Consider the following 19576-nt stretch of genomic DNA (forward strand, 5'->3'; position numbering starts at 1 on the left):
TGTGTAGACCTGAAAGAAGCGAGGAAGTGCGATGAAAGCCCTGATGATTAGCCGCGACGCCAGCTTGCACGATGAAATTGCCGCGCAGGGGGCGGCCCGCATGCCCGTGCTGCGGCTGCTGGAACGGCGCAGCGGCCTGCGCGACGCCGTCGAGCGCATGCTGCCGGAAGCACCGGAACTGGTGATCGTCGACGCCAGCGGTATCGATGCCGACGAAGCCGACCTGCTCGAGCGCCTGGCGCGCCAGTATCCGCTGGCCGTGCTGATGCTGCTCACGCGCGGACAGCAGCAGGATGTGCTGATCCGCGCCATGCGCGCCGGCATGCGCGAAGTGCTGCAGCTGCCGCTGGTGCACAAGGCCTTCCACGAGGCGATGGACCGGGTCGATATCCAGGCCGGCGTGACGCAGATGCGCGACGGTAAAGTCCTCGCCTTCATCTCGTGCAAGGGCGGCAGCGGCGCCACTTTTCTGTCGACGAATTTTTCCTACGCGCTGGCCAGCCTGGCCGGCTGCAAGGTGCTGCTGATCGACCTGCATGGCCAGTTCGGCGACGCCACCCTGTATGTCTCGGACCAGAAGCCGGCGATGACACTGTCCGACATCTGTGCCCAGATCGCGCGCATGGACGGCGCCTTCCTCGCCTCGTGCCTGGTGCACGTGACGCCGAACTTCGGCGTGCTGGCGGCGGCCGACGACCCCGCGCACAAGGTCGACATGCAGCCCGAGCACATGGACCGCATCCTGGCCGTGGCGCGCCAGCACTACGACTACATCGTGCTCGACGTGGGACGCCAGATCGATGCGCTGTCGTTGCGCGCGCTCGACAACGCCGACGCCATCTATCCGGTGCTGCAGCTGGCCTTGCCCGACATCCGCGACGGGCGGCGCCTGCTCGACATTTTCCGTTCGCTCGGCTATCCGGGCGAGCGCCTGCGCCTGATCGTCAACCGTTATGAGAAGGGCGGGCGCCTGCGCCTGGCGGACCTGGAGCAGGCGCTGGGCGCGGAAGTGGTGCACACGGTGCCCAACGATTACATCGCCGCCACCGATTCCGTCAACCAGGGCATCCCGCTGCTGCAGCTGTCGCGCACCAGCGCCGTGGCGCGCAGCCTGGCCGAGCTGGTGGAGCTGGTGACGGCGCGCCGCGTGACGGAAAGCCGCGGCCTGTTCGACCGCCTGTTCAGCCGCAGCGAGGTTTAGGACAGAAACATATGTCAAGGCTCCCGCCGGGGGCCATCATGGGAGCCGAGATGACTTTACGCGAACGCCTGGCGGCAAATGAAACGGTGCGCCCCGCCAGCAATGGACAAGGCGCGCTGGCGCTGCACGCCTACCAGGAACTGAAAAAAACCATGCACCAGACGATACTCGACCGTATCGACCTGGAACGCCTGAAACGCCTGACTGCCGAGCAGTTCAAGCATGAGCTGGCGCTGCTGGTGCAGCGCGTGATCGAGGAAGAGCGCATCGTCCTCAATCAGCACGAGCGGCATAGCCTGGTGCTCGACATCCAGCACGAGATGCTGGGCTTTGGTCCGCTCGAACCCCTGCTGGCCGATGCCAGCGTGTCCGACATCCTCGTCAATACCTGCGACAAGGTGTACGTGGAGCGGGGCGGGCGGCTGCAGCTGACGGACGTGACCTTCCACGACAATGCGCACCTGATGAAGATCATCGAAAAGATCGTCTCGCGCGTGGGACGGCGCGTCGATGAATCGAGCCCGATGGTCGACGCGCGCCTGCCGGACGGCTCGCGCGTGAATGCCATCATTCCGCCGCTGGCCGTCGATGGCCCGATCCTGTCCATCCGGCGCTTTGCCGTGCAGCCTTTGAGCATCGCCAACCTGCTCGACTACAAAAGCCTGACGCCGCCCATGGTGCAGGTGCTGCAGGCGCTGGGCCAGGCGAAGATCAATATCCTGATCTCGGGCGGCACTGGCAGCGGCAAGACGACCCTGCTCAACGTGCTGTCCGGCTTCATTCCCGGCAGCGAGCGCATCGTCACCATCGAGGATGCGGCCGAACTGGCGCTGCGCCAGCCGCACGTGGTACGCCTGGAAACGCGCCCGCCAAATATCGAAGGCAAGGGCGAAGTAAGCCAGCGCGCGCTGGTGCGCAATGCGCTGCGCATGCGGCCCGACCGCATCATCCTGGGCGAGGTGCGCGGCGCCGAGGCGCTCGACATGCTGCAGGCGATGAACACGGGCCATGAAGGGTCGCTGGCGACCATCCATTCGAACACGGCGCGCGACGCGCTGGCGCGGCTGGAAAACATGGTCGGCATGGCCAACGTGAACCTGACGCCGCGCGCCACGCGCCAGCAGATCTGTTCGGCCGTGACGGTGGTGATGCAAGTGTCGCGCCTGACGGATGGCGCGCGCAAGCTGGTCAGCCTGCAGGAAGTGACGGGGATGGAAGGCGACATCATCGCCATGCATGAAATCTTCCGCTTCGAGCAGACGGGCGTCGATGCCGACGGCAAGGTGCAGGGCCACTTTTGCGCCACGGGCGTGCGGCCCCGCTTTACGGAGCGCTTGCGCATGTTCGGCGCGCCGGTGCCGGACACGGTGTTCGACCCGGACCGAATTTATGAGTAAGGGGGAGGGATCATGGACCTGGTCTTCTACGGCTTTGCCGTGCTGCTGTTCGCCGCCTGCATTCTGATGGTGGAAGGGGCCTGGCTGTGGTGGTCGGGCACGCATGGCAGCGCGGCGCGGCGCATCAACCGGCGCCTGCGGCTGATGGCGGCGCGCGGCGAGGCGGGCGGCGAGCGCGTCTCCATCCTCAAGCAGCGCCGCTATGCGCGTTCGCCCGGCCTGGAGCGGCTGCTGCGGCGCATGCCGCAGGCGGCGCGGCTGGATCATTTGCTGCTGCAATCGGGCTTGTCCTGGTCGGTGGCGCAATTCCTGGGCGGCAGCGGCGCCTTGCTGCTGGCGGCCTTGCTGCTGTTGGCGGCCTGGTCCATGCCCTTGCCCGGCGCCTTGCTGCTGCTGTCCTGTGCCGTGAGCGCACCGTGTTTGTTCGTGCTGCGCGCGCGCGCGGCGCGGCTGAAAAAGATCGAGGCGCAACTGCCGGAAGCGGCCGATTTTCTGGCCCGCGCGCTGCGCGCCGGACATTCGTTTTCGAACGTGCTGCAAATGGTGGGAGACGAACTCAATGAGCCGATCAGCGGCGAATTCAAGACGGCGCACGAAGAGATCAATTACGGCGTGCCGATGAACGAAGCGCTGCAAAATCTGGCTGCGCGCATCCCGCTGACGGACTTGCGCTACCTCGTCATCGCCGTGCTGGTGCAGCGCGAATCGGGCGGCAACCTGGCCGAGGTGCTGGTCAGCATCGCCCGCATCATCCGCGCCCGCTTGAAGTTGCTGGGACAGGTGCGCGTGCTGTCGGCCGAGGGACGCATGTCGGCCTGGGTGCTGGGCCTGATGCCGGTGGTGATGATCGGCGTCATGGCCCTGGTCAACCCGCAATACATCCGCCTGCTGTGGACCGATCCCAGCGGCATCAAACTGTTGTGGTACGCGGCTGGCATGGTGGCGCTGGGCGTCGTCTGGATGCGTAACGTCATCCGTATCCGTATTTGAAGGGCGCGCCTGAAAAAAAGTCCATGGCGTTGTTGCGTCGCCTCGCCGTACGTCCGTACTGTCTTCGGCGACGCGCCTAGCCCTGAACGTTTTTTCAGTCGATCAGAGGAGGAATACTTCATGACCGGTGCACAACTGCTGTTCTTGTTGATCGTCTTTGCCGTGGTGGTGGCGCTGGCCCTGCTGGCGTGGCTGATCTTCTTTCCCGGCACCTTGCGCCAGCGTCTGTTCGGCGCCACGGCGTCGGCCGCCAGCGAGGCGGTGGCCGATACTGGCTGGGTCGAGAGGGTGGTGCGTGTGGCGCAGCCGTTCAGCAAGCTGTCGCTGCCGGAAGAGGGCTGGGAGCGCTCGCCGCTGCGCACGCGTTTCATGAACGCGGGCTGGCGCCAGGCGAGCGCGCCGGCCCTGTACTTTGCGGCGAAAAGCGTGCTGGCCCTGCTGTTTCCCACCGTGCTGGGCCTGTATGCGGCCAGCGCCATGGCGGCGCAGCTGCGCAGCGTGCTGCTGTTGCTGCTGTGCGTCAGCGCCACCATCGGCTATTACCTGCCCAACCTGGTGCTGGCCAGCACGGCCAAGCGGCGCCAGCGCGACATTTTCGAAAACATCCCCGATGCGCTCGACTTGCTGACCGTGTGCGTGGAAGCGGGCTTGAGCCTGGAGCGCGCGCTGGTAAAGGTGTCGGGCGAGATCCACATCAAAAGCGTGGTACTGGCGCAGGAATTGCAACTGGTGCTGATGGAAATGCGCGCCGGTTTTTCCAAGGAAAAGGCGCTGCGCAACCTGGCCTTGCGCAGCGGCGTGGAAGACGTCGATACCCTGGTCGCCATGCTGATCCAGTCGGAACGCTTCGGCACCAGCATGGGCGATTCGCTGCGCGTGCATTCGGAAAATCTGCGCGGCAAGCGCAGCCTGCTGGCCGAGGAGGCTGCGGCGAAGATCGCGTTAAAGCTGCTGTTCCCGCTGATTTTTTGCGTCTTTCCCACCCTGATGCTGGTGCTGATGGGGCCGGCCGTGATCGAAGTCTATCGCGTGCTCGTGCCGGCCATGGCCAGCCGCTGAAAGGAGTCTCACCATGCGCTTGACGATATCCCGCCTGGCCGCCGCCTGCGCCTGTCTGGGCCTGGCCGCCTGTACCACGCAGCTGGCCCATGCACCGGCGCCGCAGTGGCCTGACGCCGATGCCGCCTATGCGGCGGGGCGCCAGCATGTCGAGCGGGGCGACCTGCCCGCGGCGCAAGCGGCTTATGAGCAAGCCCTGCGCCATGCGCCGCGCCACGTGAACGCGCGCAACGGACTGGCCGTGCTGCACGCGCAGCGGGGCGAGCATGACGCGGCGATCGCCCATTGGCTGGCCTTGACGCAGGAGGCGGGTACACGGCAGCCGCAGCAGGCCTATCTGTTCAGCAATCTCGGCCACGCCTATTATTTAAGCGGACGCGACGCGCAAGCCTTGCCCGTGCTGGAACAGGCATGCCTGCTCGATCCGCTCAATGCGCTGGCCTGGCAGCACCTGGCGCAGGTACTGGAACGGCTGGGACAGCACGAGCGCGCCGCCGTCATGCGGCGCCAGGCGGCCAGCTTGCAGGAACACGATGTGCGGCGCGATCTGGCCTTGTTGCGCGGCGAGGCGCCGCCGCAGGGCGTGCCCGCGCCGGTGCCCGATGCGCCCGCCATGGCGCGCGTGGAGATCACGCAGAGCGATGGCATGGCCCGCCTGAGACGCGTGCCGGCGGCGGTGCGCAGCCTGACCGTTAGCCCATTGGTGCCGGCTGCGCCTGTGGCTGGCACGCCGCGTCCGCGCCTGGAAATTGTCAACGGCAACGGCGTGCCGGGCCTGGCCGCCGCGCTGGCGCGCAGTCTGGCAGGAGCGCCCGTGCAGGTGGTGCGCCTGGCCAATGAAGCCAGCTTCCAGGTGGCGCGCACGCGCGTCGAGTACCGGCCCGCGCAGGAACAGGCGGCGCGCCAGCTGGCCCGCCAGTTGGGTACGCAGGTGCAGACCCAGGTGCAGACCCAGGCCGCCGATTGCCCCGCCAGCGAGCTGCGTCTGGTACTGGGGCGCGACTTGAGCGACCCCGCCATGCTGCACCGCTATTATCTGCAGCAATTGCAGCTGGCGCGCCAGGCGCTGGCACGGCTCGGTTAACACGCATCGGCTGGCATAAAAAAACGCGGCGCCTTTTGCGGGCGCCGCGTGCTTTTGAGCGTGCCAGTGCTTATTTAGCCTGGCGGCGGCGCGTAAAGGCGAGGGCGGCCAATCCCGTCCCCAGCAGGAACAGGGTGCCTGGCTCCGGCACTTGCAAGGGATCGATGACGACGATGTCGGTGCGCGTGGACTTGGAAAAATTCAAGGTGTAGCTGCCGGCGGGCAGGGCGAAATTCGAGGTCAGGGAAAACATCGCGAAGCCATTCGTGAAGGCGCGCCCGGTGGCCGGGTCGTTGGTGCCGGCCGTCATGTTCAGGCTGAACGGGTCCAGGCTGCCGACCGTATGGTTGCCATTGATGTCGCTGCCATTACTGGCATCGCCATCAGGCGCGAACTGGAAGATCACGCCGTCGGCATTCGCATGCGACAGGCAGCCGACGGGACTGGCGGCATTGCACGAGATATTGAAGATATCCATGATCGACACGTTCGACTTGTCGCCCATGGTCGTCACGCTGGTGCGCAGGTCGCGTCGGCCCATGAAGCTGAAGGTGATGAAGCCGGCGCTCGACAGGGTCAGGTTGACGGAGCCGGTCAGCGTGTCGCCGGCCGTGGAGGACGCCGCCCCCACCGTGTTGCGCTGCGCTTCTGACACGGCGCTGACGGTGGAGCCGGCGGCAGTGAGCATATTGCCGAAGGAATGCGCATCGCCGCGCGCGAACTCCAGTGCAGCGGTGGGCGCGTAGTGGTTTTGCGGCGAGGCGCTGCAGCCGGTGCCGGAGCACACTTGCAGCACGTCGGCGTTGGCAGCCGGACCCGTATTGACGGCGCGCGGATTGACGGCCACGCCGCCCTGGAAAAAGGCGCTGTCGCTGGCATTGCGGTTGGCGCCAGCCAGCGACAGCGCGCCAGCGCTGGTGGTGATACGGAAATTGTTCAACTCGTTGACGGCCAGGCCGTACGCACCTGCCTGCGCCTGACCACTGGCCAGCAGACTTGCCGCCGCCAGTGCGCCCAGCCAACCCAGGGTCTTGTTTCGTGTGTGATCGACGTTCATCGCAGCCTCTTATCGTAGTCAGTCTCGGGAAATCCGGGGGAGAAAGAATCCAGAATGTCCAGAATGACTTGTCTGAATTCATCTCGTAGACAGTGATAAGCAGCTTGTATGCCACACAAAAAAAGCACATGGAATCAAGTGCTTGCGTAAAGCAGACTGAGCCGGTGGAAGCAAAGTGTAAGAAAGGCCGACGCCGCTTTCAGGTGCCCCGGTGATAACCCAGGTGGCCACCCGAATTGCGCGCGCAGCCGCAGCCGATGCGCGCCACTTCCTCGCCTTCCGTCAATTTCCAGTTGGTAATCGTCGTGTGCTGCCAGTCGATGTCGCTTTTCTTGACAGGCTTCACCGTCAACGTGCGGGCGGCCGCATCCGTGTACTCCATCAGCTCCTCGTCGTCGGCGATGTCGAAATGGCGGTGGATCAGGGAAATGCCGAAGCGGTCGAGCGCGCCATAGCGCTGCAGCACGTCGCGCAGTTCGCGAAAACACGCCAGGTCGTCGGGCAGCAGCGGATCGACGGCGGAAATATCGGCGACGGGCTGCCATTGCATGGCGTGGATGTTCAGGCTGTGCATGATGTTCTCCTGTGCCCCTTGTCGCTAGCCCAGGCTGCCGGAGGGGCGCCGGCACGCCTGGCGAAATGCTCATCGTGGCCGCAACGCCGTTGCGGCGCTTGCGCCAGATCAAAGGTGCGGCACATCATGGCTTGCCCGGTAAAATAGGCCATGGCAAACAAAACCCCCACTTTCCCCGGCGCACGCACGGGCCGCGGCCAGGTCCTGGCCGTGCTGCTGTCGAACCGCGACCAGTCCGGCGCCGAACCGCTGCAAGGCCGCGTCTCGCTGGCCGCCATCGTGAAAGCGCTGAAACGCAAATACCACTGGCCGATTGAAACGCACAGCTTCCCCGCGAATACGCAGGACGGCCGCGCCAGCTGGGCGACCGTCTACAGCTTGCCGGAAAAGGTTATCGAGGCCGCGCTGGAGGCCGGCGGCCGGGAGTGGCTGGAGAGCCGGGCAGTAGCCGGGCGGCGGTGAATGCGCCGCAGTACGCTATTCGAGCCGGAAGCCGACCTTCAGCGTGACCTGGAAGTGCGCCACCTTGCCATCGACGATATGCCCGCGCGATTCCGTCACTTCATACCAGTCCATGTGCTTGACCGTCAGCGCCGCCTTGGCAATGGCATCGCGTATCGCCTGATCGCTGCTCTCGGTCGACGTGCCGACCAGTTCGATCAGCTTGTAAGTGTGTGCGGACATGATATTTCCCCAGGTAGGCAAGCCAGACATCGGGAGCCTGCATTGCGCAGGCACGTGCTCATCTTGCGCCTAAATGTGCTGATAGTCATTGCGCGGTGCAGCAAGGCGATTGCGAATCTGGCGAAGGCTGCCATCATGTTGGCAACATTGCTGTCGGTTAAAACCGGGACTTCAGTTGGTCTTGTCGGCGTGTGGGTGGAGATAGTCCGCGTTGCGTCCCACGCTATGCGCTCACTTCGGGTCGCGATGAGCGTCAATGGCACCAGGAGCATCCTGCAGGCGCCTGGGAAGAAAAAGGTTAGCTACACAACTAAATGGGTAGTCGTTTGAAGGCACCCTTCGTGAACTTCGATGCATTCAGCCCGGCTTTGATCTCTGAAAAAGGCGGGTCTCCGCAAGGACGGTGCACACGAAACACCCCGCTCTCCACCAATTGCGACAATGTTGCCGCAGGCTCCAGTCGAGTATGCTTGTAGGCGATGTGACTGTGATGCTCTACGAAAGGATGGCTTCCGACCTGAAGCTCACAAGTTGCATCGAACGGGACGTTCGGATAGGTCGAACAAACGCATACCAGCGCGCACATATTGTCAGGATAGCCATCGATGGGCGCTGGGTCATTTAGTACTATAAATAAATGAAACATACCACCAGGACCAGATGGTATGAGGAGTGTTTCCTTGGCTCGCGGTAACCAGCCGGGCATCATGCCGCCGATGTAAAAGCGGCGTTGATCGCCTGCTGCTCGCGTAATTGTTTTTTCAGTAACCGTGTCTGTTCATTATTAAATTTAAGTACTTCGAACAATTTTTCTAACGTGATGGGTACTGATGAGCCTTCAGGATCTTCCCACTCAGGGCAAATTTTGTGAGTGAGGTCGCGAATCTGATATTTGCTCAAGTGACCAAAATCTTTCCAAGTTTCTGCGAGAACTTCAAACTCGGCTTCAGATAATTCCAGAAGGTCTTGCTCTGGCGAGCGAATCCGACTTCCGTCACGCAAAGCCACAGCATGATCCTCACGATCCGCGATCCACGCATCCCACCCATTATCTTCAGATGAGGACATTCCGTTAATGCGATTCAGTGTTTGAGACAGAACAGGTCCGTGATCCATAGAAACAAGCTTGTCGCCAATGATCGGATCGCCGTACATCTCATATGAGCGCCGCTCTGCTAGATAAAGCAACTTCATCAGCTTAAGTACAGGAAGGCGGCCTTGGGCTTGAAATAGGAAGTAAGCGGCAACCTGCGCGGCTTTCTTTTCGGAATATAAGTTTTGCATAATTTTGAGCCTCCATCGCATCAATTTTGAGCAATTTGGATAGCTATTCGAGATCAATCTACGCACAAAGTACATCGCTGTCAACATATTGCCGTGCATGATGCTCTGGCTCATGCAACATGTGCGGAAAGTGGATGAGATCAGTTTAGCTGTATAAATGTACAGTAGTTTTGATAATTGTCAAACGAAATCGATAAGCGCCAGCGCATCGGCTGGATGGCTTTGCCGCTAGACGGGGAGGTCGGTCAACGTGCTTCTGCATGTCGTCATGCGGCAAAAAGGGTTCCACCGTGCACCAGCCTGGAAACCACACTGATTGATGCCTGTCTTTGCCGGGAACGTCGACAAGAAGCCACGCTGGAAAGTAGTACGTGAGGTGTGATTGCTTGTAATCAAGAGAGGCGCAACTATAAGTTGGCGTTGTCACTTGCTTGCTACTGATCCAAAAGAAAAGGGCTTACATTTCTGTAAGCCCTTGATATTCTTGGTGCCGACTGCCGGTTTCGAACTGGCCACCTGATGATTACAAATCAACTGCTCTACCAAATGAGCTAAGTCGGCAAAAACTGCGCGTTGCGAATTATACGCTATTTAATGCGTGTCAGGGTCGGGCGGCCGCCTTTTTTTGGCGGCTCGTCGTCGCCGGGCGTGGCGTTGTCGCGTTGTTCGGGGGAGCTGGCCGGCACGGACGACAGGGTCGGGCCGCTGGCGGCGGGGGCGAGCACGGGCGGCGGGACGTCGGCGGAAGCGGGGCTGTCCGTCGGTTGCGCGTCGGGGTCATCGTTGCCCAGCACGGGCTCGAAGGCCATGCCCTGGCCGTTTTCGTTGGCGTAGATGGCCATCACGTTGTCGACCGGCACGTAGATTTCGCGCGAGACGCCGCCAAAGCGGGCGTGGAAGCGGATGGCGTCGTTGTCCATCTTCAGGCCGCTGGTGGCGCCGAAGCTGATGTTGAGCACGATTTCGCCCTTTTTCACGTATTCCATCGGTACCGTGGTGCGCGAATCGACTTTGACCGCGAGATAAGGCGTGTAGCCGCTGTCGGTGCACCATTCGTAGATGGCGCGCAGCATATAAGGTTTGGTTGAGATTTCAGACATGATAGGCACTGTGAGGCGGGAGCGCCCCCGTCAGCATGAGGCGGGCGCACCGGTAGTTCAAAAGACTGGGACAGCGCAAAAAACAACTTTAACACGTGGCCCAAGATGCCCCAGAAAGCGTCGCGAGCAAGCCCGATATCGGCTTGAGTAACGCAGCCGTACTTCAGTACGGCGGGTAACGCCGAGTCGAGAGCGGGCTGCGCAGCAGCTTTATGGGGATATCTTTTAGCGGCGCATGACTTTTTCGGATGGCGTCAGCGCTTCGATGTAGGCAGGACGCGAGAAGATGCGTTCGGCGTATTTCATCAGCGGTGCAGCCGTCTTCGACAGTTCGATGCCGTAGTGGTCCAGGCGCCACAGCAGCGGCGCGACAGCCACGTCGAGCATCGAGAATTCGTCGCCCAGCATGTACTTGTTTTTCAGGAACAGCGGCGCCAGGGTCGTCAGGCGGTCGCGGATTTCCGCGCGTGCCTTGTCGTGGGCCTTGTCGTTGCTCTTGGCGCGTTCGCTTTCCAGCACGTGCACGTGCACGAACAGTTCTTTCTCGAAATTGAACAGCATCAGGCGCGCGCGGGCACGCATCAGCGGATCGGCCGGCATCAGTTGCGGATGCGGGAAGCGCTCATCGATGTACTCGTTGATGATGTTCGATTCATACAGGATCAGTTCGCGCTCGACCAGGATGGGCACCTGGCCATACGGGTTCATGGTCGAAATGTCTTCCGGTTTGTTGAACAGGTCGACGTCGCGCACTTCGAAGTCCATGCCTTTTTCAAACAGGACCAGGCGGCAGCGTTGCGAAAATGGGCAGGTTGTACCCGAATAGAGAACCATCATTTTTTATAGTTCCTTAGAAACAAAGGGGGTGAAGCCGCGAACGGCTCACCCCAGGTCGCTTGTCCACTCATGCGGACAACGCAGAAACAGGCATAAACCGGCCTATGGCCGGCGCCTCACTTATTTGACTTCCTTCCAGAACGACGCGTTAAGGCGCCATGCCAGCAGAGCAAAGACCGACAGGAACAGCAGTACCCAAACGCCCAGGCGCTTGCGTGTCTGCTGTGCCGGTTCGGCCATCCACTCCATGTAGCCGACCAGGTCGGCTACCGCATTGTCGTACTCGATCTTGTTCAACGTACCTGGCTTGACGTGCTCGAAGCCGGTAAATTTGTGGATCTTCTTGCCAGCTTCGTGCGGATCGTTCTCTTCCACGAACTTGGCAGTCTGGACACCTTGCAATTCCCATAATACATGCGGCATGGCAACATTCGGCACGACCATATTGTTCCAGCCGGTCGGACGAGTGTCGTCTTTATAGAACGTACGCAGGTAAGTATACAGGTAGTCGCCGCCTGTGCCAGCGGAAGATGATTTCGCGCGCGAAATTACCGACAAATCCGGCGGTACGACGCCAAAGAAGGCCTTGGCGTCCTGCGGTGCCAGGCTGGTCGTCATCAAGTCGCCGACTTTATCGCCGGAGAACAACAGATTCTGCTTGATCTGGTCTTCCGTCAAGCCCAGGTCGCGCAGCCGGTTGTAGCGCATCGACACGGCGGCGTGGCAATTCAAGCAATAATTGACGAACAATTTGGCGCCATGTTGCAGCGCTGCCATGTTGGTCTGGCGGTCAGGCGCCTTGTCCAGCGGAAAGCCGCCTTCGCTGGCGAGAGCCATGGCGGGCACGAGTGCCAGGATGGCGAGCAGTTTTTTTGCAATCTTCATATGATGTATGTCCTTTGAGCGTGGCGTGAGAGCGGCTTAGTGCGGGTGAAACGTCACACGCGACGGCACGGTCTTGAACTTGCCCATGGCACTCCACCATGGCATCAGCAGGAAGAAGCTGAAGTAAATCAGGGTGCACACTTGCGACACGATGGTTCTGAAGTCCGTTGGCGGCTGGGTACCGAGGTAGCCGAGGATCAGGAACGACAGGCCGAAGATGGCGTACACATATTTGTGCCAGGTCGGACGGTAGCGGATCGATTTCACGGGCGAATGGTCGAGCCATGGCAGGAACGCCAGGATCACGACGGAACCGCCGAAGAACACCACGCCCCAGAATTTCGCATCGAGCACCTGCGGCAGCATGCCGATGATGGCGACGATGGCGATGCCGGCGATGATGGACTTGACCGTCGTCGACAGGCGCGACTTGAGCCAGATGAACACCACGTAGGCGGCCACGGCACCCATCAGCACGTACATGAAGTCGGCCGTGGTGGCGCGCAGCACCGAGTAGAACGGCGTGAAGTACCAGGTTGGCGCGATGTGCAGCGGGGTTTTCAGCGAGTCGCCCGGCAGGAAGTTGTTGTATTCCAGGAAGTAACCGCCCATTTCCGGCGCGAAGAAGACGACGGCGCTGAAAATGACGAGGAAGATCGAGACGCCGAACAGGTCGTGCACGGTGTAGTAAGGATGCGAAGGGATCGAATCGACGGGGTGGCCATCGGCGCCCAGGTTTTCCTTCACTTCGATGCCGTCCGGATTGCTCGAGCCGACTTCATGCAGGGCGATCAAGTGCGCTGCAACCAAGCCCAGCAGTACCAGCGGGATGGCGATCACGTGGAAGGCGAAGAAGCGGTTCAGGGTGGCGTCGGACACCACGTAGTCGCCGCGGATCCACAACGACAGGTCAGGGCCGATGAACGGGATGGCGCCGAACAGGTTGACGATCACTTGTGCGCCCCAGTACGACATCTGTCCCCATGGCAGCAGGTAGCCGAAGAACGCTTCGGCCATCAGGCACAGGAAGATGGCGAAACCGAACAGCCAGATCAGTTCACGTGGCTTGCGGTACGAACCGTACAGCAGGCCGCGCGTCATGTGCAGGTAGACGATGATGAAGAAGGCCGAGGCGCCCGTCGAGTGCATGTAGCGCACCAGCCAGCCCCACGGCACTTCGCGCATGATGTACTCGACGGAATTGAAGGCCAGGGCCGCATCCGGTTTGTAGTGCATGGTCAGGAAGATGCCGGTGACGATCTGCAAGACCAGCACCAGCATGGCCAGCGAGCCGAAGATGTACCAGAAATTGAAGTTTTTCGGGGCGTAGTACTTGCCCCATTGGTCATTCCACAGCTTGGTCAGGGGAAAGCGGTCATCGACCCAGCCCAGCGCTTTTTCGGCGGCGGGAGCGTCTGCCGGAAATTTCGTTTCTTTGAAAGCAGCCATGATCAAGCCTCGCCTTTCTCGTCTTTACCTATCAGCAATTTGGTGTCGCTCAGGTACATATGGCGCGGCACTTGCAGGTTGTCCGGCGCCGGCTTGTTCTTGAACACGCGGCCTGCCATGTCGAAGGTGGAGCCGTGGCAAGGGCACAGGAAGCCGCCTTCCCAGTCATCGGGCAGCGATGGTTGCGGGCCGGGGGCAAATTTCGAGGAAGGGGAGCAGCCCAGATGGGTGCAGATGCCGACGGCGACGAGAATTTCAGGCTTGATCGAGCGCCATTCGTTCATGCAATACGACGGCGTGAATTCGGCGGGGTTGCGCTGGGAATTGGCGTCGGCGACTTTGCCGTCGGTCTTTTTCAGCGACGCGACCATTTCCGGCGTGCGCTTGAGGATCCAGACCGGCTTGCCGCGCCATTCGACGGTGCGCATTTCGCCGGGTTGCAAGGTGGTGATGTCTACTTCGACCGGCGCGCCAGCCGCTTTCGCGCGCTCCGACGGCTGGAAGGTGCTTACCAAGGCTCCCGCGGTTGCCAATCCAACTACACTGCCCGCCGCGCACGTGGCGACGAGCAAGCCGCGACGGCCTGAATCGACCTGCTTTTCGTTACTCATGCAAACCCCAATCAGTCAAAATGCGAATCTTTATTATGAGTGGCAGCCGCGAAAAACCCGTCGCCGAAGCTCTATCCCACTGATTGCCGCAACCCGCATCTTTGTACGGTAAAGTGGCAACATCCCTGCGGAACTTCGGACTATGGCGCAGCCCGTGCCAGTTTCTTGTTGATTATCCGGAAGTGAAAAAGCCACTTCTGGCAACCGCAAATTATAAGTGAAGCAAACAACGAATAAAACAAAAACGTTGCTTGTACCATAATTTATATACTTTTGCAGGAGGTGGCTAGTTCTTTCGAACTAGATGCGCGCGGCTGTGCACGAATTGGTCCTGCCGGCAACCACAAGTTGGTATCCCCAGGAATCAATAGTATGATCGGCATGTTTTTATATCTATCCGAAGGAGAAATTCATGGCAATGATGAAGGAATTTAAAGAATTTGCAATGAAAGGCAACGTCGTCGATCTGGCGGTCGGTGTCATTATCGGCGGCGCCTTCGGCAAGATTGTCGATTCCTTGGTGCAAGACGTGATCATGCCGCCCATCGGCCGTATTTTCGGCGGCCTCGATTTCGCCAATTACTATCTGCCCCTGAATGGCCAGGCGACGACGATGACCCTGGTGGAGGCGAAAAAAGCGGGCGCCGTGCTGGCCTACGGTAACTTCCTCACCATTTTGCTCAACTTCATCATTCTGGCCTTTATCATCTTCCAGATGGTGCGCCTGATGAACAAGGCCCGCCGCAGCGAACCGGTCGCGCCGGCCCCGGCACCGGCCACGCCGGAAGACATCGTGCTGCTGCGTGAAATCCGCGACTCCCTGCAGCAGAACGCACGCAACAGCAACAATCTGGCAAAATAAGCCGTTCCGGCACCGGCCGGCTGACCTGGGCAGAGAACTGTATGCGACGATTCTGGTTATTGTTTGCGCAAACCGTGACGATCGCGTTGGCGCTGTACTTTGTGTACGGCGCGCTGCGCCCGGCCAGCCGGGTACAGCAGCTTGGTTCTCCCGCCAAGCCGGTGCCCGTGGTGGAAACGGCGTCGAGCAGCCTGGCGCCCGGTTCCTACCGCGACGCGGCGGCGCGCGCCATGCCCGCCGTCGTCAACATCCTCACCCTGCAAGTGCCCAAGCGCGGCGCCCATCCGCTGGCGCGCGATCCCTTCTTTAAACGTTTCTTCGGCGACCGCGACCCGGACGGCGAGGATGACGAGGACTTGAAAAACAGCCTCGGCTCGGGCGTCATCGTCAGCCATGAAGGCTATGTGCTGACCAACAACCACGTGGTCGAAGGCGCCGACGAAATCGAAGTGGTGCTCACCGACGGCCGCAAGGCGCCCGCCAAGGTGGTGGGCCTGGACCCGGAAACGGACCTGGCCGTCATCAAGATCAACCTCGACAAGCTGCCCGTCATCGTGCTGGGCCAGTCGGAACTGGCGCGCGTGGGCGACGTGGTGCTGGCCATCGGCAACCCGTTCGGCGTGGGCCAGACGGTGACCATGGGCATTATCTCCGCCCTGGGCCGCAACAACCTGCACATCAACAGCTTTGAAAACTTCATCCAGACGGATGCGGCGATTAACTTCGGCAACTCGGGCGGCGCCCTGGTCGATACGCGCGGCAATCTGATCGGCATCAATACGGCGATTTACTCGCAAAGCGGCGGTTCCGTCGGCATCGGCTTCGCCATTCCCGTCTCGACGGCCAAGACGGTGATGGAAGCCATCATCAAGGATGGCCACGTGGTGCGCGGCTGGATCGGCGTGGAAACGCAGGACATCACGCCCGAGCTGGCGCAAAGCTTCAACCTGCAGCGGTCGAGCGGCGCCATCATCGCCGGCGTGGTGCGCAACGGCCCGGCCGACAAGGCGGGCATCGTGCCCGGCGACATCCTGCTGACGGTGCAAGGCAAGCCCGTGGGCGACACGACGGAAATGCTCAACCTGATCGCCCAACTGCCGCCCGGCGAAAAAGCTAAAATGACGGTGCTGCGCAAGAATCGCGAAGCGGCACTCGACGTGATGGTGGGCAAGCGTCCCATCCCGAAAGAGCTTTCCAAATAGTTGCTGATCGGAATTTGACACATGCATGTGCGTGATTTGACCCAATTTTTACGTGAACTGAGCGACAACAACAACCGTCCCTGGTTTGTCATGAACAAGCCCCGCTACGACATCCTGCGCGAGGAATTCCTCGCGCTGGTGACGTCGCTGATCGGCGAGCTGGGCAAGTTCGATCCGGCCGTGAAATACTGCAATCCGAAGAAGGCCTTGTTCCGCATCAACCGCGACGTGCGTTTCGCGCACGACAAGAGCCCCTATAAAACGCGCTTTTCGGCCGCCATCGCGCCGAACGACATGCGCCGTCCCAGCAAGGCGGGCGGGCCCACGTATTATCTGCAGATCGACGGCCAGGGCAACCTGCTGTTCGGCGCCGGTGAATACATGCCGCCGCCGGGCCGCCTGAAGGCGCTGCGCGAACACATGGTCAACGACGCGCCAGGTTTTTCCAAAGTGCTGAAAAATAAGCGCTTGAAGGCCCGTTTCGGCACCATCCAGAACGAGGGCAAGCTGCAGCGCCCGCCCAAAGGCTTTGAGGCGGATGCCGAACATATCGAATTCATCAAGCTGAAGAGCTTTTTTGTCTGGACCGAAGTGCCGCTGCCCGTCAATGAACCCGAGAAACTGCTGCCGACCCTGGCGGAAGGCTTGAAGGATGCGTGGCCGCTGGTCGAGTGGATGCGCGGCGCGAAAGAGCCGGAGGAAGTCACCGAGTAATTGCCGAAGGAGCACATGATGGCACTGGAGCACGCAAGTTCAGGACAGGTGATCGAGGTGCTGCGCAGGGATGGCGACGACCTGTCGCAGTTTTCCGCCATCGCGCTGGCCAGGACGGATGAACTGGAATTGATCCGCATGTGCATGCCCAAGGGCAAGACCATGCCCGAGCATCATGTGCTCGGTGAAATCACCTTGCTGTGCCTGCAAGGGCAGGTGGCGGTGACGGCGCATGGCGGCGAGCACCTGCTGGGGCCGGGGCAGATGCTGTACCTGCTCGGCGGCCAGGCGCACGCGCTGGAAGCGCGCGAAGACAGTCTGTTGTTGCTCACCATACTCATGCACAAGGCGGGCCGCTAGGCGCCGCCCGGTTGATTCTCAGGCCGCCTCGGCGCGCGGATCGCGCGACAGCAGCTGCTGCACCATCACGTGCGGCAAATCGCCATCGAACAGCACGCCGGCCACGGCATTCGTGATCGGCATGTCGACGCCCATGCGGCGCGCCAGTTCGCGCACGGCCTTGGCGCACGGCACGCCTTCGGCCACGTGACCGAGTTCGGCCACGATGGTATCGAGGGCTTTGCCTTGCGCCAGGCCCAGGCCGACCCGGCGGTTGCGCGACAGGTCGCCCGTGCAGGTGAGAATCAAGTCGCCCATGCCCGTCAAGCCCATGAACGTTTCCGCCTGACCACCCAGGGCCGTGCCCAGGCGCGTGATTTCCGCCAGCCCACGCGTGATCAGCGCGGCGCGCGCATTCAAACCCAGGCCCAGGCCGTCGGCCACGCCCGTGGCAATCGCCAGCACGTTCTTGACGGCGCCGCCCACTTCCACGCCTACCACGTCTTCGCTCGCATACACGCGGATGGTGCCGCCATGCAAGGCCGAGACGACGGCGCCGCGCAAGGTGGCGCTGTGCGAGGCGATGGTCAGCGCGCACGGCAGGCCGCGCGCCACTTCCTGCGCGAACGAGGGGCCGGACAGGGCGCCGCCGGCGACCGTGTCGCCCAGCACTTCTTGCACGATCTGGTGCGGCAGCAAGCCCGTGCCGCCTTCAAACCCCTTGCATAGCCACACCAGGCTGCCGATGGCCTTGTCTTTCAGCTGATGCAGCATGGGCCGCAAGCCCGCCACGGGGCAGGCGGCGATCAGGAGGCCATGCTCGCCGCCGGCATGCGCGACGGCGGCGTCGAAATCGGCGCTGATGCGCAGCTGCGGCGGCAAAGGGAAGCCCGGTAAATAGCTGTTTTCGCCGCTGGCGGCCATGGCGGACATGGCCTCGGCATTGCGGCCCCACAGCAGCACGTCGTGGCGGCCGGCCAGGGCCATGGCCACGGCCGTGCCCCAGGCGCCGGCGCCGAGGATGGTGATCTTGCGGGGCAGGGCCTTGGCGGCGGGAGATGTATCTGGAGAAACTTGCATGCAACCTCAGTGGGGCGGAAGAAACGGGTGCGGCGCCCGGGCCGGTCGCCCGGTGCGCAGGGCGGGCCTTACAGGCCCCACACTTCGCTGGTCTTGACGTAGCCGCTCTGGCCATCCTTGTGGCGCACCTTGACCCAGCCGGAGCTCGGTTGCTCGCTCATTTCCAGCAGCACGCCCTTGTCGACGAGGATGATGGCGGAGGCGGTGTCGTCGGGGCTGGCGCGCACCTTGAGGTTCGCGGCGCGCGCCACGACGTTGCGCTTGGCGGACAAGCCCTTGGCTTCCGTCCAGGCCATTTCGCCGCTGGCGTCGCGCACCTTGACCCAGTCGCCGTAGCTGAGCACGACTTCCAGCGGCATGCCGCGCGGCGCCACGTACAGCTTGCCGCCCTTTGAGGACGGCGCGTCGTACAGGATGACGGGGGTCGCGCCCACCGTTTTGAAATCGACGGCGTGGCTGGCGGCGGTCGCCAGCAACAGTACGGCGCCGGCCATCCAGCGGAACTTGCTCAAGAGCGCACTTTTCAACATGATATTTTGAACCTTAACGAAACACGGCGGCCAGGCCGCCGTGTCAGGCCAGCCTTGACGGCCGGCGGGGTCTTGCAAGAGCTTAGTGCGTTTCGCTGGCTGCTGGTGCTGCTGCAGCGGCGTCAGCAATAGCTTGCAGACGTTGTTGGTAGAACACTTCGAAGTTGATCTCGGCCAGGTGCACTGGCGGGAAGCCGGCACGGGTGATCACGTCGGCGATGTTGGCGCGCAGGTAAGGGTAGATGATGTTCGGGCAGCCGATTCCCAGCAGCGGATCGAGTTGATCGGCAGGAATATTGCGTGCTTCGAAGATACCGGCTTGCTTGCCTTCGACCAGGAAAGCGACTTTATCGCCGACTTTGGCGGTGACGGTGATGGTCACGGTGGCTTCGAAGATGCCGTCGGCCAGAGGTGCAGCGCCCACGTCCAGAGCTACTTCGATCGCTGGCGCTTCTTGTTCCAGGAAAATAGCTGGGGAATTTGGTTGTTCCAGCGACATGTCTTTCAGGTAGACGCGTTGGATTTGGAAGACTGGTTGCAGGTTTTCGTCAGACATGGAACGCTTTCGTTGTAAAGGACAAGAACGGCACACCGTTCAAATATGGTGCTTGCGGTATTCAAACCGCGCCGGATAGGC

Annotated in this window: 22 protein-coding genes and 1 tRNA gene; 10 read left to right on the forward strand and 13 right to left on the reverse strand. The window is 61.7% G+C overall.

What is annotated here, in order from left to right; translation table 11 throughout:
* The first annotated feature begins 31 nt into the window (after positions 1-31).
* From D9M09_RS27925 to D9M09_RS27945, 5 genes are all read left to right on the forward strand, one after another.
* Positions 32-1201 carry an AAA family ATPase gene (locus D9M09_RS27925; RefSeq protein WP_070219071.1) on the forward strand — a complete coding sequence of 390 codons (1170 nt, stop codon included), beginning with the start codon at positions 32-34 and terminating at the stop codon, positions 1199-1201.
* Positions 1202-1251: 50 nt separating this feature from the next.
* Entirely contained in the window at positions 1252-2598 is a 1347-nt protein-coding gene (locus tag D9M09_RS27930; RefSeq protein WP_083287262.1) for a CpaF family protein, read from the forward strand.
* A gap of 12 nt (positions 2599-2610) precedes the next feature.
* A complete protein-coding gene (locus tag D9M09_RS27935; protein WP_070219073.1) occupies positions 2611-3588 on the forward strand; it encodes a type II secretion system F family protein in 978 nt (325 codons plus the stop codon).
* Between the two features lie 120 nt (positions 3589-3708).
* The gene (locus tag D9M09_RS27940; RefSeq protein WP_070289464.1) at positions 3709-4647 is read left to right on the forward strand and encodes a type II secretion system F family protein; all 939 of its coding nucleotides are present in this window, start codon (positions 3709-3711) and stop codon (positions 4645-4647) included.
* A 13-nt stretch (positions 4648-4660) separates the two neighbouring features.
* Positions 4661-5731 carry a LytR C-terminal domain-containing protein gene (locus D9M09_RS27945; protein ID WP_070219075.1) on the forward strand — a complete coding sequence of 357 codons (1071 nt, stop codon included), beginning with the start codon at positions 4661-4663 and terminating at the stop codon, positions 5729-5731.
* Positions 5732-5801: 70 nt separating this feature from the next.
* Here D9M09_RS27945 and D9M09_RS27950 read toward each other — a convergent pair whose 3' ends face one another.
* Entirely contained in the window at positions 5802-6788 is a 987-nt protein-coding gene (locus D9M09_RS27950; RefSeq protein WP_070289466.1) for an EDSAP-1 family PEP-CTERM protein, read from the reverse strand.
* A gap of 199 nt (positions 6789-6987) precedes the next feature.
* On the reverse strand, positions 6988-7362 hold the full coding sequence (locus tag D9M09_RS27955) for a hypothetical protein (protein WP_070289467.1): 375 nt from the start codon (positions 7360-7362) through the stop codon (positions 6988-6990).
* A 150-nt stretch (positions 7363-7512) separates the two neighbouring features.
* Between D9M09_RS27955 and D9M09_RS27960 the strand changes: the two genes are divergently transcribed.
* Complete coding sequence (locus D9M09_RS27960; protein ID WP_070289468.1) at positions 7513-7824, forward strand: hypothetical protein; 312 nt, start codon at positions 7513-7515, stop codon at positions 7822-7824.
* Between the two features lie 15 nt (positions 7825-7839).
* Here the strand turns inward: D9M09_RS27960 and D9M09_RS27965 are convergent, their stop codons facing one another.
* The 8 genes from D9M09_RS27965 to petA all read right to left on the reverse strand — a co-directional run bounded on the left by D9M09_RS27965 (position 7840) and on the right by petA (position 14212).
* Entirely contained in the window at positions 7840-8046 is a 207-nt protein-coding gene (locus tag D9M09_RS27965; RefSeq protein ID WP_034753599.1) for a dodecin, read from the reverse strand.
* A 705-nt stretch (positions 8047-8751) separates the two neighbouring features.
* On the reverse strand, positions 8752-9444 hold the full coding sequence (locus tag D9M09_RS27975) for a Panacea domain-containing protein (protein WP_205602314.1): 693 nt from the start codon (positions 9442-9444) through the stop codon (positions 8752-8754).
* 371 nt (positions 9445-9815) lie between these two features.
* Positions 9816-9891 (reverse strand) — tRNA-Thr (locus D9M09_RS27980).
* Positions 9892-9917: 26 nt separating this feature from the next.
* On the reverse strand, positions 9918-10430 hold the full coding sequence (locus D9M09_RS27985) for a ClpXP protease specificity-enhancing factor (RefSeq protein WP_070223748.1): 513 nt from the start codon (positions 10428-10430) through the stop codon (positions 9918-9920).
* A gap of 225 nt (positions 10431-10655) precedes the next feature.
* Positions 10656-11267, reverse strand: a complete 612-nt coding sequence (locus tag D9M09_RS27990) for a glutathione S-transferase N-terminal domain-containing protein (protein ID WP_010394154.1) — start codon at positions 11265-11267, stop codon at positions 10656-10658.
* 120 nt (positions 11268-11387) lie between these two features.
* Positions 11388-12152, reverse strand: coding sequence for a cytochrome c1 (locus tag D9M09_RS27995; RefSeq protein ID WP_121670867.1), 765 nt, complete (start codon positions 12150-12152; stop codon positions 11388-11390).
* 36 nt (positions 12153-12188) lie between these two features.
* Positions 12189-13601: a cytochrome b gene (locus tag D9M09_RS28000; RefSeq protein ID WP_121671266.1), complete on the reverse strand. Its 1413-nt coding sequence runs from the start codon at positions 13599-13601 to the stop codon at positions 12189-12191.
* Positions 13602-13603: 2 nt separating this feature from the next.
* Positions 13604-14212, reverse strand: a complete 609-nt coding sequence (gene petA, locus D9M09_RS28005; RefSeq protein WP_070313043.1) for a ubiquinol-cytochrome c reductase iron-sulfur subunit — start codon at positions 14210-14212, stop codon at positions 13604-13606.
* 412 nt (positions 14213-14624) lie between these two features.
* Between petA and mscL the strand changes: the two genes are divergently transcribed.
* Genes mscL through D9M09_RS28025 form a run of 4 tightly spaced genes read left to right on the forward strand, consistent with a single transcriptional unit; the run spans position 14625 to position 17350 of the window.
* A complete protein-coding gene (gene mscL / locus D9M09_RS28010; protein WP_070223752.1) occupies positions 14625-15074 on the forward strand; it encodes a large conductance mechanosensitive channel protein MscL in 450 nt (149 codons plus the stop codon).
* A gap of 41 nt (positions 15075-15115) precedes the next feature.
* Entirely contained in the window at positions 15116-16276 is a 1161-nt protein-coding gene (locus D9M09_RS28015; RefSeq protein WP_099408048.1) for a Do family serine endopeptidase, read from the forward strand.
* A gap of 21 nt (positions 16277-16297) precedes the next feature.
* Complete coding sequence (locus D9M09_RS28020; RefSeq protein WP_070289472.1) at positions 16298-16990, forward strand: DUF2461 domain-containing protein; 693 nt, start codon at positions 16298-16300, stop codon at positions 16988-16990.
* Positions 16991-17005: 15 nt separating this feature from the next.
* Positions 17006-17350 carry a cupin domain-containing protein gene (locus D9M09_RS28025; RefSeq protein ID WP_227742087.1) on the forward strand — a complete coding sequence of 115 codons (345 nt, stop codon included), beginning with the start codon at positions 17006-17008 and terminating at the stop codon, positions 17348-17350.
* An 18-nt stretch (positions 17351-17368) separates the two neighbouring features.
* Here D9M09_RS28025 and D9M09_RS28030 read toward each other — a convergent pair whose 3' ends face one another.
* From D9M09_RS28030 to secB, 3 genes are all read right to left on the reverse strand, one after another.
* The gene (locus D9M09_RS28030) at positions 17369-18409 is read right to left on the reverse strand and encodes an NAD(P)H-dependent glycerol-3-phosphate dehydrogenase (protein ID WP_121670868.1); all 1041 of its coding nucleotides are present in this window, start codon (positions 18407-18409) and stop codon (positions 17369-17371) included.
* Between the two features lie 68 nt (positions 18410-18477).
* Positions 18478-18939, reverse strand: a complete 462-nt coding sequence (locus tag D9M09_RS28035; RefSeq protein ID WP_070223762.1) for an SH3 domain-containing protein — start codon at positions 18937-18939, stop codon at positions 18478-18480.
* An 82-nt stretch (positions 18940-19021) separates the two neighbouring features.
* Positions 19022-19495, reverse strand: a complete 474-nt coding sequence (gene secB / locus D9M09_RS28040; protein ID WP_010394167.1) for a protein-export chaperone SecB — start codon at positions 19493-19495, stop codon at positions 19022-19024.
* Between the last annotated feature and the right edge of the window lie 81 nt (positions 19496-19576).

This window comes from Janthinobacterium agaricidamnosum, assembly GCF_003667705.1.
GTDB lineage: Bacteria > Pseudomonadota > Gammaproteobacteria > Burkholderiales > Burkholderiaceae_D > Janthinobacterium.

Excerpts from the sequence above, each read along its gene's own strand:
- D9M09_RS27925 (WP_070219071.1), top strand. The coding sequence starts at position 32 with ATGAAAGCCCTGATGATTAGCCGCGACGCCAGCTTGCACGATGAAATT.
- D9M09_RS27930 (WP_083287262.1), top strand. The coding sequence starts at position 1,252 with ATGACTTTACGCGAACGCCTGGCGGCAAATGAAACGGTGCGCCCCGCC.
- D9M09_RS27935 (WP_070219073.1), top strand. The coding sequence starts at position 2,611 with ATGGACCTGGTCTTCTACGGCTTTGCCGTGCTGCTGTTCGCCGCCTGC.
- D9M09_RS27940 (WP_070289464.1), top strand. The coding sequence starts at position 3,709 with ATGACCGGTGCACAACTGCTGTTCTTGTTGATCGTCTTTGCCGTGGTG.
- D9M09_RS27945 (WP_070219075.1), top strand. The coding sequence starts at position 4,661 with ATGCGCTTGACGATATCCCGCCTGGCCGCCGCCTGCGCCTGTCTGGGC.
- D9M09_RS27950 (WP_070289466.1), bottom strand. The coding sequence starts at position 6,788 with ATGAACGTCGATCACACACGAAACAAGACCCTGGGTTGGCTGGGCGCA.
- D9M09_RS27955 (WP_070289467.1), bottom strand. The coding sequence starts at position 7,362 with ATGCACAGCCTGAACATCCACGCCATGCAATGGCAGCCCGTCGCCGAT.
- D9M09_RS27960 (WP_070289468.1), top strand. The coding sequence starts at position 7,513 with ATGGCAAACAAAACCCCCACTTTCCCCGGCGCACGCACGGGCCGCGGC.
- D9M09_RS27965 (WP_034753599.1), bottom strand. The coding sequence starts at position 8,046 with ATGTCCGCACACACTTACAAGCTGATCGAACTGGTCGGCACGTCGACC.
- D9M09_RS27975 (WP_205602314.1), bottom strand. The coding sequence starts at position 9,444 with ATGAGCCAGAGCATCATGCACGGCAATATGTTGACAGCGATGTACTTT.
- D9M09_RS27985 (WP_070223748.1), bottom strand. The coding sequence starts at position 10,430 with ATGTCTGAAATCTCAACCAAACCTTATATGCTGCGCGCCATCTACGAA.
- D9M09_RS27990 (WP_010394154.1), bottom strand. The coding sequence starts at position 11,267 with ATGATGGTTCTCTATTCGGGTACAACCTGCCCATTTTCGCAACGCTGC.
- D9M09_RS27995 (WP_121670867.1), bottom strand. The coding sequence starts at position 12,152 with ATGAAGATTGCAAAAAAACTGCTCGCCATCCTGGCACTCGTGCCCGCC.
- D9M09_RS28000 (WP_121671266.1), bottom strand. The coding sequence starts at position 13,601 with ATGGCTGCTTTCAAAGAAACGAAATTTCCGGCAGACGCTCCCGCCGCC.
- petA (WP_070313043.1), bottom strand. The coding sequence starts at position 14,212 with ATGAGTAACGAAAAGCAGGTCGATTCAGGCCGTCGCGGCTTGCTCGTC.
- mscL (WP_070223752.1), top strand. The coding sequence starts at position 14,625 with ATGGCAATGATGAAGGAATTTAAAGAATTTGCAATGAAAGGCAACGTC.
- D9M09_RS28015 (WP_099408048.1), top strand. The coding sequence starts at position 15,116 with ATGCGACGATTCTGGTTATTGTTTGCGCAAACCGTGACGATCGCGTTG.
- D9M09_RS28020 (WP_070289472.1), top strand. The coding sequence starts at position 16,298 with ATGCATGTGCGTGATTTGACCCAATTTTTACGTGAACTGAGCGACAAC.
- D9M09_RS28025 (WP_227742087.1), top strand. The coding sequence starts at position 17,006 with ATGATGGCACTGGAGCACGCAAGTTCAGGACAGGTGATCGAGGTGCTG.
- D9M09_RS28030 (WP_121670868.1), bottom strand. The coding sequence starts at position 18,409 with ATGCAAGTTTCTCCAGATACATCTCCCGCCGCCAAGGCCCTGCCCCGC.
- D9M09_RS28035 (WP_070223762.1), bottom strand. The coding sequence starts at position 18,939 with ATGTTGAAAAGTGCGCTCTTGAGCAAGTTCCGCTGGATGGCCGGCGCC.
- secB (WP_010394167.1), bottom strand. The coding sequence starts at position 19,495 with ATGTCTGACGAAAACCTGCAACCAGTCTTCCAAATCCAACGCGTCTAC.